We start from the raw sequence: 17,236 nt of genomic DNA, 5'->3' as shown, positions 1-17,236 counted from the left end.
GATAGTGGACACAGGGGTGAATTAAGCTGCGTCTCCGATTCTATCGGAGACGCTCCGCTCGTAATCGTTCGGGGACATGTTGTTGCAGAACGAGTGCCGCCGCCGCGTGTTGTAGCGGGTCAACCACCGAAACGCCTGCCGTCGACACGTCCTCTCATCGGGCCAACTCGCCGAATCGCGCAGGACCTCGCGTTTGAATGCCGCGTTGAACGACTCGGCCAACGCGTTGTCGGCACTGGTACCCACCGCGCCCATCGACTGCGTCACGCCCATGTCCTGGCAGGCGTCAGCGAAGTCCTTCGAGGTGTAGACCGATCCGTGGTCGGAGTGGAAGATCGCTCCGCGCAGACTCCCGCGGTCACGCTCGGCCGCGCGTAGCGCGTCGATGACCAGCTCGATGCGCATGTGATCAGCGATCGCCCACCCGACGAGCCGGCGAGAGAAGCAGTCGATGACCGTGGCCAGATACAGGTTCTTGGCCTTCCCGTCGATACCCGGGATCGCCAACGGTAGATACGTGATGTCGCCGACGTACACCTTGTTCGGTGCCGGCGCGGTGAAGTCCCGTTTCACCTGGTCCGGGTACTTCTGCTCTGCCGGTTCTGGCACCGTCGTCTTGACCCGTCGTCGTTTCCGGTAGCCGGCGATCCCGTGTTCGCGCATGACCCGCTCCACACGTTTGTGATTGACGCGCTCACCAGCGGGTTTCCCGTCGTTGAGGTCGGCAGTGATCCGCGGGGCACCGTAGGACGTGTCCTCGTCGTGCACGGCTGTGATCTCCTTGAGCAGGGCATCGTCGGTAGCGGCTCGACGCTCGCGACCGGGCGCGGCCTTGCGCCATGCGTAGTACGAGGAACGAACGACCTCGAGCAGGTCACACAGCCACTTCACCGGGTAGGTGGCGGAGTTGTCGGCGACGAACTGGAAGCGGCTCACCAGTTCGTCTCCCCCGCGAAATACTTGGCTGCCTTCCGCAGGATCTCGCGTTCGGTCGTCAGCTTCGTCGTCTCGACCTCCAACGCCCGGACCCGTGCCCGCAGCCGGACCAGTTCTTCCTCGGGAGTCTCGCCGTCGGGTACCTCATCGGTGGTTCTGCGGTGTAGCGGGCTGGTGGTCGGGGTTCCGTCGGCGCCGGTCTTGCGTCCGGTCCCGTACTTGTCGAGCCATCCGCGTAGCGTGCCGCGTTCGATCCCGAGATCGCCGGCGATCGACCGGACCGTCGCACCCGGCGTGGTCTCGTACAAGTCGACCGCGTTACGCCGGAACTCCTCGTCGTAGTGCTTCCTGGCCATGGACTACATCATCTCGCTTCCCCAGCATCAGGCTGGAATCAGCGTGTCCAACATCCAGGGGGAAGGCCCCTCCTCGTCGTAGTGCTTCCTGGCCATGGACTACATCATCTCGCTTCCCCAGCATCAGGCTGGAATCAGCGTGTCCAACATCCAGGGGGAAGGCCCCTCCTCGTCGTAGTGCTTCCTGGCCATGGACTACATCATCTCGCTTCCCCAGCATCAGGCTGGAATCAGCGTGTCCAACATCCAGGGGGAAGGCCCCTCCTCGTCGTAGTGCTTCCTGGCCATGGACTACATCATCTCGCTTCCCCAGCATCAGGCTGGAATCAGCGTGTCCAACATCCAGGGGGAAGGCCCGATCGACGTCGTGGGCTGCTGCCTCCCGGACGTGGTTGGGTTGATGCGCCAGTAGCAGGGTGAATCGATCGTCGGGTCGACCGGCGACCGCGGCGTCAAGGTCGGGTTCGTACGGGGCGGAATTGCTGAGGTCATGCACTCCAGCGACATCGATGGTGGCTGCCCCGCGTCGGATCTCCACGCTTGAGTTGTTGATGGTGGTGATACCCAGCGAACGCCACTCGTCCATCCAGGCGCCGACGTCGTCGGAGATCTGTTCGTGGTTGCCTGAGACACCGAAGACACCCAACGGCGCTCGCAGATCAGCGAGTGGCTGCAGGTCTGATCCGACATGCTCGATGGTTTCGTCTGACAGGTCACCGACGATCGCGATGAGGTCGGGGCGCTCGGCGTTGACCATGTCGACGATCGTGCGTGTGAACGCCTCCCCGCGGGCGGGTCCCAGGTGCAAATCGCTGACGACGGCCACGCGTAGACCGTCGAACTCGGCGGGCAGCCGTTTCAACGTCACCGACTCCTGATTGACCCGCACCGACGCGGCCTCACCCACGCCGTAGAGCGTGGTGCCCACCGCCACAATCACCTTTACGTTGGAGTACGTCCGGGGCGGTCGCCTCGGACGTTCGTCCGCGGTTCGGGGCGTGGCTCGACAATCACCTGTTGTCGCTGGTGGCTTGGCGTGGAAGGTCACCCCGGACCGTGACGGGTCGTTTCGGCCGCTGATTGAGATGTGTTCGCGAACTTGTCGCTGTGTAAAGGTGTGCCGGCGAAACCACCCTGACGAGCCAACCGCACACGGAAGGACAGTATGGACGAAAAGATCTGGGTAGGAATTGATGTCGGTCGGCATGCGCATCACGCCGCCGCGGTCGATGAGGCGGGAACGGTGCTGTGGTCTCGGCGGCTTCCCAACGATCAACCGGCGATCGAAGCGCTCATGGACCGGGTCGCCGACATGAAATTCGTGGTGTGGGCGATCGACATGACCGCACCGGAATCGGCGCTGCTGAGGGGTGTGCTGGCTGCGCGGCGCCAGCAGATCCGCTACGTGCCCGGCCGGGTCGTGCACAGCATGACCGGTGCGTTCGCGGGTGAGGGCAAGACCGATGCCCGCGATGCGGTCGTGATCGCCCAGACAGCCCGCCTACGTGGCGATCTCGCCACCGTCTCGGCGCCCGACGACGTCGCGATCGAACTCGACCTGCTGACCGGACATCGCAACGACCTCGTCGCTGAACGTACGCGAGGCATCAACCGCCTGCGCGGCCTGCTGACCCGCATCTTCCCTGCACTAGAACGGTGTTTCGACTACTCGACACTGACCGGTCTAACGTTCCTCACCCGCTTCGCCACGCCATCTGCGATCGCTGCGGTCTCTGACGACGAGATCTACGACCACCTGCGCAGTCACGGCGTCCGCCGACCCACGATCCCGAAGATGATCGACAAAGCCCGTGCCGCGGCGGCCGCGCAGACCGTCACCCTGCCTGGCGAGGCGACCACAGCCCTACTGGTGCAACACGCGGCTACCTCGTTGGTCATGCTGACCCGTCAGATCGCCGACCTGGATAAGCAGATCACCGAGGTGTTCCGCCGCCACCGTCACGCACGGATTCTCGAATCCGTGCCAGGCATCGGCACCCGAAGCGGCGCTGAGCTCGTCGCGATCACCGGCGGCGACCTCACTTCGTTCGGCTCGCCCGCCAGACTCGCCGCCTACGCCGGCCTTGCTCCGGTACCGCACGACTCCGGTAACCGCCGGGGAGCCTTGCGTAGACCCCAGCGTTACCACAGAGGACTTCGCAAGGTGTTCTACATGGCCGCACTCAACAGCTCGCAACGCGACGGCCCGTCCCGCGAGTTCTACCAGCGCAAACGACGCGAGAAGCGTTCCCACGTCCACGCTCTCATCGCTCTCGCTAGACGTCTGGTTGACGTGGTCTGGGCACTGATCCGCGACGGTAGGGTGTGGTTGCCGCGGCCGACCGTCGAGCGGGTGTCAGTCGATGAGGTGGGCGCGATGGCTGGATGACTGGCGGGGCCGGTCAGATCTCGGCACGTGCGTGCGTACTAGCGGGACACTGGATGCGTGTCGGTTCGGGTACTCGGCCACCAGCTTGCTCTGCCGACAAGTGTGGCGATGGTCGGCACAACGATGGTGCGGACGATGAAGGTGTCGAGCAGCAGGCCGATGCCGATGATGAGTCCGACCTGGGTCATGATCGAGATGGATCCGGCCATGAGTCCGAACATGCTGGCAGCGAAGATGAGGCCGGCCGAGGTGATGACTGATCCGGTGTTGGTGACGGTTCTCAGGACGCCGATGCGGATGTTGTTTTGGGATTCTTCGCGTAGGCGAGAGATAAGAAGCATGTTGTAGTCGGCGCCGACCGCGACGAGGACTATGAAGGCCAGTAGTGGTACGGGCCAGGCGATATCGGTTTTGAGGATGTGTTGAAAGATCAGGACACCGATACCCAGTGCCGCGGTGTAGTTGAGTATGACGGTGCCCAGAAGGTATAGCGGCGCGATGAGTGCTCGGAGTAGGAGTATCAGGATCAGGCCGACGATGGTGAGGGTGGCCAACGCTAGGAGTCGGAAGTCTTCGGTGAGTAGACGTTGCAGATCGGCGTTGATGGCGGGGAACCCGGCTATCGCGATGTTGGAGTCCTGCAGGGTTGTGTTCGGTCTGGCGGCGAGTGCGACATCGGTGATTGTGTCGGCCAGTTGCATGGCCTCGGTGCTGTAGGGGTCGAAGCTGGTTTGTATTGCGTAGCGCACGGTATGGCCGTCGGGCGAGACGAACTGGCGAGCGACGTCGACGAAACGGCGGTCTGCGTTGGCCTGAGGTGGGAGGTAGAAGCCGGTTGCTGAGTTTGTTCCGGCGGTCTCGCGGGCGGAGGTTTGTAGTTGTGTGGCTAGCGCGGCCATCCCGGCGAGTTGTTGAAGGTTGCTGTCGATCAGCGCGGATACACCGGCGGCGAGTTGGCGTGATCCCGCCGCGAGTTGACTGATACCTGTTTGCAGTTGGGTGAGCTTGCCGGGAAGGTCTTGGCTGCTGATGCTTCCCAGCGTGGAGCCCAGTGAGTTGACGGTGGAAGTGAGTTGGTCGGTGACTGTTGAGATCGGTGTATCCAGCTGCGCGAGTTGTGTTGACAGCGTGGCGATCTGGTCGAGGGTCCCGTTGCTCAGTAGGGCGTCGAGATTGCGGGTCTGCGCGCGCAGAGCTGCGCACTGCGGGACTTGGGTGCACCAGGGCGCATTATCGAGGATGGGCAGGATCGAGGTCACTGTTGCCAGGGCTGCAGATGTTTGGCGGGTGAGCGCGGCCAGCTGTGGGGCATTCTGAGAAGCGCGATCGAGCGCTGGTGCAGATGCGGCGAGTTGGCGGAGTATCGGCTGGTACTGCTGAATTTGCTGCCCTGCTGTGCTTGCCTGATCGAGGATGCCGGCCAGGGGGGCCAAGTTGGTGCGTACCTGGGTGTCGAGCTGAGTAAGCCCGTCGGCGAGTTGGAATGCGCCGGTACGGAGCTGTTCGAGGTCACCTCGGCGGTTCTGGCCATCGTCGACCGCACCCGCCAGCCGGTCCCCGATCTGACCGTTCTGCCAGGACAGCTCGGCTTGCTCGAGCTTGTCCCCGGTGGGACGGGTAACACCGATGACTCGAGTCACTCCGGGGATCTGGGATACACGTGAGGCCATTTGCTCAAGATCGGCCAGCCCGCTGGCAGTACGGAGATCGATCGGTGCATCTACAACGAGGAACTCAGTGATAGTGACGTCTTGAGGGAAATGACGGTCGAGCAACGCGTAGCCTTCGTTGCTGTCGGTTGTCGCGGGCTGCCCCTCACGATCGTCGAAGGTGATCTGGATGCCCATCGCGAAGACGCTAAGCACGATTAGCCCGACCAGGGTTAGTGCCAGCAGAGGCACAGGACGCCGCACGACGAGCACGGCGACGCGATTCCAGTACTTTCGGGTCAGATCTCGTCTGGGTGCGCCCCAGCCGAATCGCGCCGCCCACAGCAACACCGGTGGTAGCAGGGTGACCGTGGCGAGGAATCCGATGAGGATGGCGATCGCGCATGCCGGACCCAAGGTGGAGAACACGCTCAGCTGACCAAACACCATCGCCAAAAAGGCCAGCGCCACCGTGGCAGCTGAAGCCAGGATGACCCGTCCGATAGTTGCTGTCGCGTCCACGAGCGCAACCTCAGTGGTAGCGTCCTGGCGTAGCCGTTCGTGATAGCGACTGATGAAAAAGACTGAGTAGTCGACCCCGGCTCCGAGCAGGATGACGGTCATGAACGCGACGGTGAACTGCGATACCGGCATACCGAGTTCGCCGAGTGCGGACAAGACCCCGCGGCCCACGCCGAGGCTGACACCGATCACCAACAACGGCACCAGCGCGGTGAACAGCGATCGGTAAACGATCAACAGAATGATCGCGATAAGCGCCACCGTCGCCACAGTGATCACGACTAAATCGCTTTCAGCACTGACGATCTGGTCACTGAAAGTGGCCGTCGGCCCGGTGACATGGACAGTGGTGTCCGTACCGTCAAACACGCGCTGCGCGGTTTGGCGCACGGTCTCCACAGCATGCGTGGCCGTTGGCCCTCCCAAAGTTCCGGTGACCCCGACAGGCAAGTACCAGGCTTGCCCGTCCTCACTCAAGGCCTGGCCGGCCGTCGTCGGATCGGAGAGCAAATCCCGCACTGACTGCACATCGTCGAAATTTTCGCGCAACTGCAGAACGAGCATGTCGTAGCGTTCCCGCGCCACGTCGGTGAACCCGTTCGGGTTCTCCATGGTCACGAAAACAGTGGTCTTGGCGCCCTTCTCACCGAACGCACCACCCATCTGATCGAGTGCTTGAAACGATGGAACCCCAGCAGGGATCGGATCAACAGACTGCTGCCGCACCACCGTCTCCAGCTGGGGAAACAGTATCGCCAAGACGATACCCACAGCCACCCACGCCCCGATGACGAGGAATCTGTGCGCCAAGGTGAACCGTGCCAACCGCCCCAATGTCGTGCTGTACTCGCTGCGTTCCGCCAACCGGCGCGCCGCCAAGCGCCCACCACTTGGACGTTGGACCACCATACGCAGCACCTCACCCTCGACCCAGCCCGTCTACGAAACCGACGGTATCGTTACGGTACTAGCAGTACCATAGATGGGGGAGGAGGTCAGGAGGTTTGGTGTCGCCGGTGGGCCATGAGGAAATCGTCGACAAGCTGTTCGAGATCGCCAACGGTCATCGACCGAATGCCCGTGAGCTTGGCAAAGACAAGGGGGCCCGCCAGTTGAGTGACTGCCATGGTCAAATCGAGGTCGCCGAGCTCCGCCGTGGCCACGTCACTCGTCAAAACTCGATCGAATGGTTCTCGATACTGCTCGACGACTCGACGACGCAGTGGCGCGAGCGCGTTCTGATCCCCGTCGGATTGCCCGGATTGCCGGGGCTGCTCGGGAAGCATTGCCAACCATGCCAGCGTCGTCAACTGCAGCGGTGCCTGCTCAATAAGCTCAGCCTGCCGCTGCATCAGCTTCAGCAGGTCATCACGGATCGACGTCGTCGTCTCGGGGGTCTCGGCCTGAGGCAACAATCGCTCGAAGGCAGCCGCCACCAGATCTGTGGAGCTCTCGAAGTGACGATACAAGGTGGTGCGAGCAACACGAGACAGTCGAGTGACCGCCTCCACGGTAACGGCTTCGACCCCGCCACTGTTCAGCAAGGTCACCGCAGCATCCAACAAACGCTGACGCGACCGAACCCGCCTCGGGTCAACATCGTCGGAATCGATGGTTTCCACCTGGCCACTCCCTATATAGCCAAAATCACGAACCCCTGACTGCACAACAATACCGTCGGTAACAGAGCGAAACTGCCAGTGGCGGTACCGATTGAAGGCTCAGAAAGGTCACTTATGAGGGGCGACAAACCACTACCAGCACACGCACCATGGTGCATGGGATGCGGCGAAGACAACCCCAATGGCCTGCACCTCGAGGTACACCTGCACGGCGACCACGTCTACGCCGACCTGCAATTCGACGAGCGCCACTCAGGAGCCCCGGGACTCGCCCACGGCGGAGCCATCTCAGCGGCATGCGATGACATCATGGGTTTCACCCTGTGGATCGCCGAGACACCCGCAGTCACCCGAACCCTCACCGTGGAGTATCGACGCCCGGTCCCACTGCACACCCCCGTGCACATCACCGCCTCCCTCGTCGACGAAACCGACCGCGCGCTCTTCATCGAAGCCAACGGTACTGTCGGCGACACAACCTATTTCGCCGCAGAAGCGGTCTTCGTAAAGGTCGACTTGAGTCATTTTCTTCGTCACGGAGACTGGGGCGCCACAGCAGACCTCATCACCAGATTCTTTCAGGCCGACTAGCTGTACTGACCCGACAGGTTGGGTACGCGGTCGGCGGGTGAGTTGCCTCGGAGTGCGGTGTGGCCGCGTTCGTGATTGTAGATGCGAAGGAACTCGGGGAAGGCCGCGACGCGTTCGGTTTCACTGAGGTAGGGACGGGCGTAGGCCCATTCCTCCTGCAGGGTCTGTCAAGACCCGGGTTTGTTGGAGACCGATCATTTGTTCTGTAGTGCAGGTTCTGTCTCAGCAGCAGCGGCGTGCTGCTGCCAGTAGTGGTCTTCGACCTCGGCCGGCGGCCGGTGATCGAGTTCGCCGTGCAGGCGCGTGGTGTTGTACCAGTGGACCCACTCGGCAGTCGCGATCTCGACGGCGTTCGTCGACGCCCACGGGCCCTTCCGGTAGATCAACTCGTGCTTGTACAGTGAGTTCAAGGCTTCGGCCATCGCGTTGTCATACGAGTCGCCGCGCGAGCCGACCGAGGCGACGGCGCCGGCCTCGGCAAGGGCCTGGGTGTAGCGGATCGCCCGGTACTGGACGCCCCGGTCGGAATGGTGAATCAAGCCGGTGATGTCCTGGCCGGCCCGGCGACGCAGCCACAGGCCCATCGCCAATGCGTCGATCGCCAGGTCGGCGAACATGCGGGTCGAGGTCTGCCAGCCGACGATCATCCGCGAGAACACGTCCAACACGAACGCGACGTAGACCCAACCGACCTCGGTTCGAACGTAGGTGATGTCGGCAACCCATAGCTGATTCGGCGCAGTCGCGCAGAACGCGCGGTCGACTAGATCAGCAGGGCGTTCGGTCTCGGGTGCCGGTTTCGTGGTACGCGGGAACTTACCTCGCACGACGCCACGTATCCCCAGGTCACGGCACAGTCGTTCGACTGTGCACTTGGCGACGGTGATCCCTCGGCGGGCGAGGGCGGCGCGGATCTTGCGGCGGCCGTAGATGCCGCCGGAGTCTTCGTAGACGTCCATGATCTGCTCTTTCAGATACTCGTCGCGGACCGCTCGAGCCGACGGGGCGCGGCCGCGGGCGGCGTAGTAGGTCGATGGCGCGATCGCGCATCCTGCCTCGGTGAGGGCGGCGGTGATCGCCTCGACTGGCCATCGATGACGGTGCTGGTCGATGAAGTCGACGATCAGCGGTGTGGCCGGTCGAGCTCGGCGGCGAAGAAAGCTGACGCGGTCTTCAATATCTCGTTCGCCCGCCGCAACTCGGAGACTTCCTTCTCCAACTGGCGGATCCGTTCGATATCCGAGACCGTCTCCACACCCGGTGCCGCGGCCTGTCCTTCCTCGACGCGGCGAACCCAGTTGCGCAGGGTTTCAGGGTTGATGTCGAGTTGTTTGGCGATCCGCGCCAACGCTCCTGGCGCGGTCTCGGGGTCCTTACGGGCGTCGATGGCCATGCGCGTGGCACGGTCCCGCAATTCCTTCGAGTACTTCGATGGGCGAGGCATGAAACAAGTGTCCCTTCCGGTCAAACCTGTCTCCATCAAACCCGGGACGATTCAGTCCTCGAGTGGTGAGATCTACGACGTCACCGTCGTCGATGATCGAGACGCCGTGGTGGCCGGCATCGAATCTCGCGACTACATGGGCGGGATCGTCCTCGGTGCGCAGCCCGAGGTGCTCACCGCATCGGCCAATGGTGCGGTCAATGAGGTTGCCGCGCAACTGGCGACCCCATTGGAGTCGGCGCTCGCTCAACAGTCTGGGGTCCCACCGGGCGGTGAACCCACAGTGACCCTCACCGACGTTGCACCGTTCTCCGACGAAGACCCCAATGGCGCGCTGCTGAACTCGGCGTTCTTCCCGATGCTCTTCGGCGGCATCATCGGCGGCGTCCTCATCTCGACTGTCATCGTCGGAGCGAGGCGACGCATCCTCGCAGTGACGACGTACGCCATCGTCGGCGGAATCGTCCTCGCCAGCATCCTGCAACTCTGGTTCGGGTCGATCCAGGGCAACTACTTACTCAACGTCGGCGCCTTCGCCGTGGCCATCGCCGCTATCGCCGCACCGATGATCGGCTGCGTTGCGCTGATCGGCCGCGCTGGTACTGCAATCGGCCCGGTCGTGATGATGCTGTTCGCCAACCCCATCTCGGGAAGCGCGTTGCCGTCACAGTTCCTCCCCGGAGCATGGGGCGAAATCGGACAGTGGTTCCCACCCGGTGCATCGGCGACGCTGGTCCGTGAACTGTCGTACTTCCCCCAGGCCGACACGACGTCATCGTGGCTGGTACTCGCCGGGTGGATCGTCGGTGGCGTGATCCTCACCGCCGTGGGACACCGCCGATCGGTCAGCGCCCCGCCCAAACCAACTGCCAGCGATGACGGCTACACGAAACCGGTCCCTGCCCTTTCGTCCTGAGGGCAGGTTTCGGAGCCTGCCTCAGCTGGTTTGGACTCGAGACAAAGTGATACGAGTGGTTACCAGTAGACTGGAGCAACTACCAGGCTGCCGTTAGTCGGCGAAGCCCCCCTAGCGAGTTGACGATCATGGCGGTCTCGACCGCCACGTCTCGCGATCCTCGGCCGAGGCGCCCTTCTTGAGTTCGACGGCGAACGAGTATGGCTCTACCGGCCGTGGTCATTACAGCTAGCGAGCATCGAGCCCAGGGTCGGTTGCCGTTGCCGTATCGCAGCTACCGGTAGGGGCTGGGCGTCTTGGACCGTTTGGCGCGAGCGCGTTCCATGACCTTGCGGGCGCCGCTGTGGTTCATTCTCCAGCGGGCGAGAGCGAGGCTGACGCCGTAGGTATCAGCTGCCTCCTCGTCAGAGGCGTTTTCTCGGGCGAGCCGGAATGCACCCTCGTTGGGAATCAGTATCTCCCCTGAGAGCCAGTCGGCTTCGGCTTCTTGGACTCCGCCGAGCCCGCACTTCCGCTCGTCGGAGAGCGAAACGCCGAACTGGTGCTCCAGGACGACGTGGGCGAGTTCGTGGCACATGGTGGTGCGACGACGGGTCAGGGGCTGAGCATCGTTCTCTAGGATGACCACCCCAGTGCCGTGCGGGATCAGCGCCCCGGACAGTGCGCTTCCGTCCGCTCGGAGGAAGTGGTCGCGCGCGGCGCCGTCGAGGTCGCTGAGTTGGACGACGGTGATGCCGTACTCAGAGGCGAAGACGTAGGGGTCGAACGGCGTGTGCGCATCGAGGCCGATCTCGGCCCGTAGCTCCAGTGCGAGGTTCTTCGCCTCGGTCTTGAATCCTCGACGCACAAGTCATCCCTGCGCCCGTGCGCGTTCGATGGTCGCGCCGATGATCTGTTGCAGGTACTTGACGTCGGTCTCGCTGAGGTCCTTCCGGGCGCGCAGGAGCGGCGCGAGCTGCGCCATGAGTTCGGGTTGGCGGTCGTCTTTGGCGTCACGTTCTCCCTCGTATTCGAAGAAGTCCTCGGCCGGCAGGCGGAGCCAGGAAATTATCGTCGCGAAGCCGTCCGAGTCCGGCTTGAGGCCGTTGCCGAGCCGGGAGAGCAAAGAAGGGCTCACGCCGATCTTGCCAGCCAGCGCTCGCCAGGAGAGTTGTCGCTCTTGGCGCGCGGCGTCTAGGGCGGAGTACAGCGCGGCCGTGTTGATCGTGGTCTTGGCCATGTCCCCAGTGTGTCACATCTGCGACAGCTCGTCACCTGCGACACGGAGTGTGTTAGAATTGAAACGCAGCATCGATTCTGGAATATCGAGGAGGTGAGGGGTATGGCAGGGAAGCGAGGGCGCAGCGCGGTCACGGGGCGGTTCGTGAAGCAGTCCACGGTGAAGCGTCACCCGAAGACCACGACCAACGAGAGCGCCGGCAAGCGCGGCAAGAAGTAGTACGCAACCTGTCCTTCATGCTCGCCGCAGTGGCGGCGGTATGAGGCAGGCTCAGAGAAGTCCAAACAATCACAACGAGATCGGAGGGCCCGATGGCTCACCTCAAGCAGCAGTTCAAGGATGCGCTGAGCTCCATCGAGCCCGGCGATGACAAGGCCAATGCGCCGGAGGCGCACCGACTGGTGCGCGATGCGCTCGAAGCCGACACGAAGCTCACCGAGTACGGAGTGGACCCGGTGCTGATCGGTTCGTACAAGAGGAGCGTGTCGATCAAGCGGGTCAAGGACGTTGACGTGTTCGTGCGGCTCCCTGACCTGCCGAGCGACGTCACGTCAAAAGACATCCTCGACCGATTCTTCATCGTGTGTGGACGAGGTCGCGCCCGCTTCACCCTGTGAGAGAACATACAACGCCAGGGAAGATTGGCATTCCAAATCGGGGGTTTGTGATGCACCAGCTCGTGGAGGCGCTGACTCCGAGTGTTCACGTCGCTACAGGTCAGCAGCTGTCCCATCAGCGCGCCTCACAGTCGCACCTCGGGTGAGTGCGCCGTGACATCGGGTGCGGCCGAGCGAGGTGCCGAAGACTGGTTCTCCCGAGACAGTTCGATGTGTGTTCACAGTTAGAGAACTCAACGTGTACGATGTGTGTTCACAGTTAGAGAACTCAACGTGTACTTTTGAAGGAGTGGATGTGCCCCGTACTTTCCTAGCAAGATCGATTGGATACGCAGCTGCTGCGCTACTCGTAGCAACAGCAACAGCAACAGCGGGCGCTCCGGCCGTTGCAGAGCCTGCGGACGCCCCTGTCGAGAACGGCGGCCTGCTGCGGTCTGTTAAGACGGATCTCCTGGCAGGCGCCATCCCTACTGGGGTGAAGGCGACTTCGGTCACGTATCGAAGCTCCGATACCCGCGGCAAGCCAGTCGCTACAACGGGAATTGTTATGGTTCCGGCTTCGAAGTGGACTGGTAGAGGACCTCGCCCATTGGTCACCTATGCAGTTGGCACCCACGGCTCGGATCCGAGTTGCCGACCTTCACAGCTGCTGACTCGCGGACTGACCACCGACCGCTCTGGCGTTCCTATGATCGAGCTACAGCTGCTTGACGTGGCTTCCCTCTTGACTCGAGGGTTCGCTGTAACCATGACCGACTTTCAGGGGACGGAGGCGCCGGGGCGGCTACCTTACCTGCAGCCCATTCCCCAAGCCCACGCAGTGCTTGATGCTGCGCGCGCCGCTATATCGGTGGGGGCAGTTGATCGCCGAGCGCCTGTCGGAATCTGGGGATACTCACAGGGGGGCGGGGCAGCTGCCGCCGCTGCCGAACAGGCCAAGTCTTATGCCCCTGAACTCAATATCAGAGGGTCTGTGGTCGGTGCGCCCCCGACCAACCCGGCGCGAACAATGATGTTCAACGAAGGGAAGCTATCGGCCGGAGTTATTGGCTACTTCGTGAACGGGGTACGGGCTGAGTATCCGCAACTTGCGCCGAAGATCGATGCGAAACTAAACAGTCAGGGTAGAGATTTTCTGCGTAAGACTGCGGGTGAGTGTCTGGTGGGCAGTGTCGTCGGCCACTATTTCAGATCGACAAAGGGGATGACGGTAAGTGGGCGACCGTTAATCGAAGAGTTGGCTTCCGATCCTGAGATAAACAGCGTATTCCAGAGTTTCGTAATGGGACGAACGGCACCGAGTCATCCGGTACTCCTTATGCAGAACGTGAACGACGACGTTGTCCCCGCCGGCGATTCGAATGCCACGGCAGACGCTTGGAAACGCGGGGGTACCAACGTCGCCAGGGCGAATATCAACACACCATCGCTACCGCCCATCGGAGCTCCAGGACACGCAGTCGGATTGGTTACCGGTAATATCGCAGTCAACTGGCTGGCAGGCCGACTCACCCAATAAATGGCTCACAGCGAGGACCTGCGGAAGTCAAGCGTGTCTGCCGGCTTCCGCAGGTTGGCCCCTGAAGCATGGCCGTCACCGACACAGCTCGTCTATGCATCTGGCCACCAAGTGTTTGTCCACCACAGCAGCACGTGACCGCTGGTCCAGCGCTTAGTGATCGACGCAGGTCGCAGACACATGGCGTCCAAGCGGGTCGAAACGACGCGTAGCCAGCGCGCGATCACCGCCGGGTGAACTCCAACCCCACGGGTGACGCGCGCCGGACCAAACTAGGCGTGATCGTTGCGAAAGTACTTCGCTCGAGTCTCTGTCGGCAGCACTTCTAGCCGTCCCCTGAAATGAGAGCGTGCCGCCTCGACCTTCTGCTCATGACTTCGTGTGGCGGTCGTCAGCTGACTCTTGGCTCGCTCGATCTTTTCGGGAAGCGTCTTCTTCTCGTCAGCGGCCAGCCGTGCTTGTTTGTTGATCGCTGCCGCCAGCGCGTAGGCGTTCGGACCGGCTTTTGGGTCTTTCGATGCATCAAGGGTGGCGACACCATTTACTGCAGGACCATCAACCACAACGTACGCGTTGCCGGCACCGTTGGTGGATTCGTCGGCTGCCGATGCGGTGACGCCGATGATCGACCCGCTACCTTGCCTGGTGTCGATCCATCGCTGGTAGACCGTCACTCCTCCGCCGGCGGCGACCCGCTGGCCCTTGACGCTGCTCAGTTCGCTGATGGTTCGCTCGATGCTGGCGACTTCTGTCGTCATCAGCCGCGATGCAGCCCGGAACTGCTTGCGTGCAGACCTGGCGGCTGTCACTGCGTGCTGTACCTCGACATCGAGCTTGCCGAACTCCCGCCGGCGGTATTCGAACCAGCCGACGCCGACGATCACGGCCAGCGCGATGATGACCGCTACTGCTATTCCGGTGGCATCCATGTGGTTGGTCCTTCTGCTTGGTCACAATTGTTGTCGGGAACGGCGGATTGACATGAGAGTCTGTCAATCTTTGGATGGGCCTCGAGTCCTTGACCGGGTCGATCAGGGAGCGTCTTGCGAGTAGCGCTCTCGATTTGGTGGCGCAACTCCGTGGCTATGCTCGCGGGAACATCGATGTGAGCCTTGCCGAAGAGTTCGGTCACTCGTCGGTAGGCAGTTGCTCGTTCGTTAGGAGGAGATCGATCGTCGAGCGCCACTTTGATTGCCGATTCAGCGCGTCGCAGCAGAGTTCGTTGCTCAGCCGACAGACCGCTGTCACCCGAGGCTGAAGCAGCTGCGTACGCGGCCCTCCATGCGGTTTCGGCAGCAACGGCCCGATCGGCGAAGTCACGCACGAAACCGAGTTCGTCAGGAACGGTGCCATCTACTCGCAAGGCATCGGCATGGGCGAAAGCAGTGTAGAAAGCTTGCACGAGCGGGTGTGTTCGATCGGCCAGTAGTGGGCGATGGAAGAATGCCGTTGCGTCGGTCTCGTAGGCAGCGAACTCTTCCCGCACCGTGTTCAGTCGGCGAACAGCGTCAATCCATAGCGCAGAGCGTAGTTGAGCATCGTTACCAATGCGCCCGGACGGTGGTGCCGCTGCGACGTCCGCGGCTGGCGGCTGTGGCCGGACTTCGCCACGAGTGTGCGGAGTATGAGAGGCCTGATGAAGGACTGCTCCGGGCGTGACGCACAGGACGCAGAAGCTGTTTCGCGCGCTTGTCACCGACTGAGGGGGAACCAGTTCGTTACCGGTGCTGCCTCGTATGGGACGAGTGATTACGACTGATCCGGATATGGGCCAAGCTTCATACGGTGCAGTGACAAGCATGTCAGCAGCTGCGGAGCGGAGACGACGCAGCCACTCCCGAAAGGCAGGGTCACCGTCCGCGATTATCAGTGGACCTTTGTTGTCGTCAACCCACTCAGCCACAGTGAGACCGGTTCCTGGGATCAGTAGTGTGGCGACGGCTTGACTCAGGTAGTAGCTCGTGGGGGCGTCGCGATCATTGTCGGCGTCATCGGCCGCGTGCATGGGCGAAATTCCTTGCCGGTACTGGGTCTCAGGTTTCGCTGAGTGTATCCGCCTGTCCGGAGAGCTCGTTACGCAGACTGAGGACCCGAGGAGTGGTGTCGGCGAGCATGGTCAGTTAGGTTTTTGCCGCCCGCGGGCGTCGGCAGCGTGGTGCGCTCGAGCACGACTCCAGGCTCAACTAGCCGTTGCCTGTTCCCATGTCGCCTAACAGCAGCACAGCTGCGGATGTCGTTCCGAGACAGGTGGGTGGCGTGCGCGCCGCGAGCTACTACGTACGGCTAGCGAACGGCGGTTGCAACCGGCTCAAGCAGTAGCAGGCACGACCGATCCTCGTAGCGGTCGACTTCGGCCGTTATGTCGAGGTTCGTCCCCACGCCGATCGTGTCCGGTACCGGGCCGACCCAGTGGAGGTCGTTGAGGGTGTTCTCATCACGGAACTGGAAAGCCGGTCCAGTCGCTGACGCAGCGTCGCCCGCGTTGATTAGGATGTCGTACCTAGTCTTCGCGTTCCCGTGCGGTGCCATCGCGGCGATGCTGCCGGGAAACACGATCGTTCGACCACGATGAGCCGCAGCAAACGCTGCGATGTCCGGCGAGCAGTAGTCAGTGAACGCGAGGACAGCCGCGAACTCAGGACTGTTCTCAGGCGTGAGCACCTCGCCATCACGGGTCGATGACCGTGACGCTGCTTCGCCAGTCGCTTCAGCGGACGGTTGCCCGCTCGGCGAAGCTGTCGCTTCACCCGGCGCGGGATTCGCCGGGGCAGTGTTCTTCTCGATGACTAGCCCGACGGTCACAATGATTGCCAGCACGAGCACAACCACGCCGCCACCGATGATCCAAAGCAGCCGACGAGACTTCGGCCGGGGGCGACGGAAGGTGATTTCAACCTGAACCATACCTGGCGACTGCGAGACCAACTCCCAGCCGTCGGCCTCCCACTTCTTTACAATCCGCGACTCCATGCCGCGGACCGCACGGATCGTTTTCGTCTCGTACGTGACTCCGGTGTCCGTTGCCATGCTCACAGCCCCTCAGCTTCATGCCAGGAAGGTGGCCGGCCCGTGCTGAGCCTACTGGCCATCCGAGCCCGTACCCGCCACTGGGACACCCCATATCCCTTTGTCGCCCGCGGGTGATCCTGCGGAGGGTCAGGGCCGAAGGACGGACGAGTGCGGCTAATCTTGTCGAGTTTCGTCAAGAGAGGGCACCCATACGACCACTCCACCGCCTCCCCCACCTGGGTGGTATCCAGATCCATCGGGAGGTTCAGGATCACGGTACTGGGACGGCAAGAAATGGAGGGCACAGGTGGCGCCCGCCCCGCCAGCACCCGACTTGGGTAGTGGAAAGCTAGCCCCGCTGCTGTCTGATACACGGGGTGCTGCGGGTGCTCCGATGTCAACGGCCAGTTTGATGTCCCCGCTGGTGGCCAGGTAAAAGTCCCCACC

Annotated in this window: 13 protein-coding genes and 3 pseudogenes; 6 read left to right on the top strand and 10 right to left on the bottom strand. The window is 62.5% G+C overall.

Annotation, left to right across the window (positions count from 1 at the left end):
• Positions 1 to 21: 21 nt before the first annotated feature.
• Together ACH46_RS19315 and ACH46_RS19305 are read right to left on the bottom strand one after the other, a co-directional pair.
• A protein-coding gene (locus tag ACH46_RS19315) for an IS3 family transposase (RefSeq protein ID WP_417935242.1) occupies positions 22 to 1,292 on the bottom strand; the annotation gives its coding sequence in 2 pieces (ribosomal slippage) (positions 22 to 950 and positions 950 to 1,292; 1,272 coding nt in all).
• Positions 1,255 to 2,220 carry a metallophosphoesterase gene (locus ACH46_RS19305; RefSeq protein ID WP_226995583.1) on the bottom strand — a complete coding sequence of 322 codons (966 nt, stop codon included), beginning with the start codon at positions 2,218 to 2,220 and terminating at the stop codon, positions 1,255 to 1,257. The genes ACH46_RS19315 and ACH46_RS19305 overlap by 38 nt, the downstream gene beginning before the upstream one ends.
• A gap of 237 nt (positions 2,221 to 2,457) precedes the next feature.
• Here ACH46_RS19305 and ACH46_RS19300 point away from each other — a divergent pair, with 237 nt between their 5' ends.
• On the top strand, positions 2,458 to 3,681 hold the full coding sequence (locus ACH46_RS19300; protein ID WP_006896189.1) for an IS110 family RNA-guided transposase: 1,224 nt from the start codon (positions 2,458 to 2,460) through the stop codon (positions 3,679 to 3,681).
• Positions 3,682 to 3,719: 38 nt separating this feature from the next.
• Here the strand turns inward: ACH46_RS19300 and ACH46_RS19295 are convergent, their stop codons facing one another.
• Together ACH46_RS19295 and ACH46_RS19290 are read right to left on the bottom strand one after the other, a co-directional pair.
• On the bottom strand, positions 3,720 to 6,761 hold the full coding sequence (locus tag ACH46_RS19295) for an MMPL/RND family transporter (protein ID WP_006896188.1): 3,042 nt from the start codon (positions 6,759 to 6,761) through the stop codon (positions 3,720 to 3,722).
• A gap of 86 nt (positions 6,762 to 6,847) precedes the next feature.
• Positions 6,848 to 7,474: a TetR/AcrR family transcriptional regulator gene (locus ACH46_RS19290; RefSeq protein ID WP_006896187.1), complete on the bottom strand. Its 627-nt coding sequence runs from the start codon at positions 7,472 to 7,474 to the stop codon at positions 6,848 to 6,850.
• A 114-nt stretch (positions 7,475 to 7,588) separates the two neighbouring features.
• Between ACH46_RS19290 and ACH46_RS19285 the strand changes: the two genes are divergently transcribed.
• Entirely contained in the window at positions 7,589 to 8,065 is a 477-nt protein-coding gene (locus ACH46_RS19285; RefSeq protein ID WP_006896186.1) for a PaaI family thioesterase, read from the top strand.
• Here ACH46_RS19285 and ACH46_RS21710 read toward each other — a convergent pair.
• A pseudogene (locus ACH46_RS21710) lies at positions 8,062 to 8,232 on the bottom strand (IS481 family transposase); the annotation flags it as partial. The gene ACH46_RS19285 and the pseudogene ACH46_RS21710 sit on opposite strands and share 4 nt — an antisense overlap.
• A 27-nt stretch (positions 8,233 to 8,259) precedes the next feature.
• Positions 8,260 to 9,509, bottom strand: a pseudogene (locus ACH46_RS19280) (IS3 family transposase).
• Here ACH46_RS19280 and ACH46_RS19270 point away from each other — a divergent pair.
• The gene (locus tag ACH46_RS19270; protein ID WP_062392907.1) at positions 9,508 to 10,425 is read left to right on the top strand and encodes a hypothetical protein; all 918 of its coding nucleotides are present in this window, start codon (positions 9,508 to 9,510) and stop codon (positions 10,423 to 10,425) included. The pseudogene ACH46_RS19280 and the gene ACH46_RS19270 overlap by 2 nt on opposite strands.
• 274 nt (positions 10,426 to 10,699) lie before the next feature.
• Here ACH46_RS19270 and ACH46_RS19265 read toward each other — a convergent pair whose 3' ends face one another.
• Both ACH46_RS19265 and ACH46_RS19260 read right to left on the bottom strand, forming a co-directional pair.
• Complete coding sequence (locus tag ACH46_RS19265) at positions 10,700 to 11,272, bottom strand: ImmA/IrrE family metallo-endopeptidase (protein WP_062394401.1); 573 nt, start codon at positions 11,270 to 11,272, stop codon at positions 10,700 to 10,702.
• Positions 11,273 to 11,275: 3 nt separating this feature from the next.
• Complete coding sequence (locus ACH46_RS19260; protein WP_062394399.1) at positions 11,276 to 11,644, bottom strand: helix-turn-helix domain-containing protein; 369 nt, start codon at positions 11,642 to 11,644, stop codon at positions 11,276 to 11,278.
• A gap of 311 nt (positions 11,645 to 11,955) precedes the next feature.
• Here ACH46_RS19260 and ACH46_RS19255 point away from each other — a divergent pair, with 311 nt between their 5' ends.
• The gene (locus ACH46_RS19255; RefSeq protein WP_062394397.1) at positions 11,956 to 12,261 is read left to right on the top strand and encodes an SMODS domain-containing nucleotidyltransferase; all 306 of its coding nucleotides are present in this window, start codon (positions 11,956 to 11,958) and stop codon (positions 12,259 to 12,261) included.
• 547 nt (positions 12,262 to 12,808) lie between these two features.
• Positions 12,809 to 13,780 (top strand): lipase family protein, encoded by a 972-nt coding sequence (locus ACH46_RS22020; protein WP_120298774.1) that lies wholly within the window; start codon positions 12,809 to 12,811, stop codon positions 13,778 to 13,780.
• Positions 13,781 to 14,052: 272 nt separating this feature from the next.
• Here ACH46_RS22020 and ACH46_RS19250 read toward each other — a convergent pair whose 3' ends face one another.
• Together ACH46_RS19250 and ACH46_RS19240 are read right to left on the bottom strand one after the other, a co-directional pair.
• Positions 14,053 to 14,709: a hypothetical protein gene (locus ACH46_RS19250; protein WP_006898340.1), complete on the bottom strand. Its 657-nt coding sequence runs from the start codon at positions 14,707 to 14,709 to the stop codon at positions 14,053 to 14,055.
• Between the two features lie 1,354 nt (positions 14,710 to 16,063).
• A complete protein-coding gene (locus ACH46_RS19240) occupies positions 16,064 to 16,807 on the bottom strand; it encodes a DUF4839 domain-containing protein (protein WP_075844772.1) in 744 nt (247 codons plus the stop codon).
• A 262-nt stretch (positions 16,808 to 17,069) separates the two neighbouring features.
• Between ACH46_RS19240 and ACH46_RS22015 the strand changes: the two are divergent.
• Positions 17,070 to 17,225, top strand: a pseudogene (locus tag ACH46_RS22015) (hypothetical protein); the annotation flags it as partial.
• Between the last annotated feature and the right edge of the window lie 11 nt (positions 17,226 to 17,236).

The organism is Gordonia phthalatica, from assembly GCF_001305675.1.
Taxonomy (GTDB): Bacteria; Actinomycetota; Actinomycetes; order Mycobacteriales; family Mycobacteriaceae; genus Gordonia; species Gordonia phthalatica.
Note: the sequence above shows the minus strand (reverse complement) of the source record. Positions and strands in the feature narration are given on the sequence as shown.

What these genes read in the sequence shown, in the direction of transcription:
- ACH46_RS19295 (WP_006896188.1), bottom strand. Translation starts at nt 6,761, where the DNA reads ATGGTGGTCCAACGTCCAAGTGGTGGGCGCTTGGCGGCGCGCCGGTTG.
- ACH46_RS22020 (WP_120298774.1), top strand. Translation starts at nt 12,809, where the DNA reads ATGGTTCCGGCTTCGAAGTGGACTGGTAGAGGACCTCGCCCATTGGTC.
- ACH46_RS19300 (WP_006896189.1), top strand. Translation starts at nt 2,458, where the DNA reads ATGGACGAAAAGATCTGGGTAGGAATTGATGTCGGTCGGCATGCGCAT.
- ACH46_RS19255 (WP_062394397.1), top strand. Translation starts at nt 11,956, where the DNA reads ATGGCTCACCTCAAGCAGCAGTTCAAGGATGCGCTGAGCTCCATCGAG.
- ACH46_RS19260 (WP_062394399.1), bottom strand. Translation starts at nt 11,644, where the DNA reads ATGGCCAAGACCACGATCAACACGGCCGCGCTGTACTCCGCCCTAGAC.
- ACH46_RS19285 (WP_006896186.1), top strand. Translation starts at nt 7,589, where the DNA reads ATGAGGGGCGACAAACCACTACCAGCACACGCACCATGGTGCATGGGA.
- ACH46_RS19250 (WP_006898340.1), bottom strand. Translation starts at nt 14,709, where the DNA reads ATGGATGCCACCGGAATAGCAGTAGCGGTCATCATCGCGCTGGCCGTG.
- ACH46_RS19240 (WP_075844772.1), bottom strand. Translation starts at nt 16,807, where the DNA reads ATGGCAACGGACACCGGAGTCACGTACGAGACGAAAACGATCCGTGCG.
- ACH46_RS19270 (WP_062392907.1), top strand. Translation starts at nt 9,508, where the DNA reads ATGAAACAAGTGTCCCTTCCGGTCAAACCTGTCTCCATCAAACCCGGG.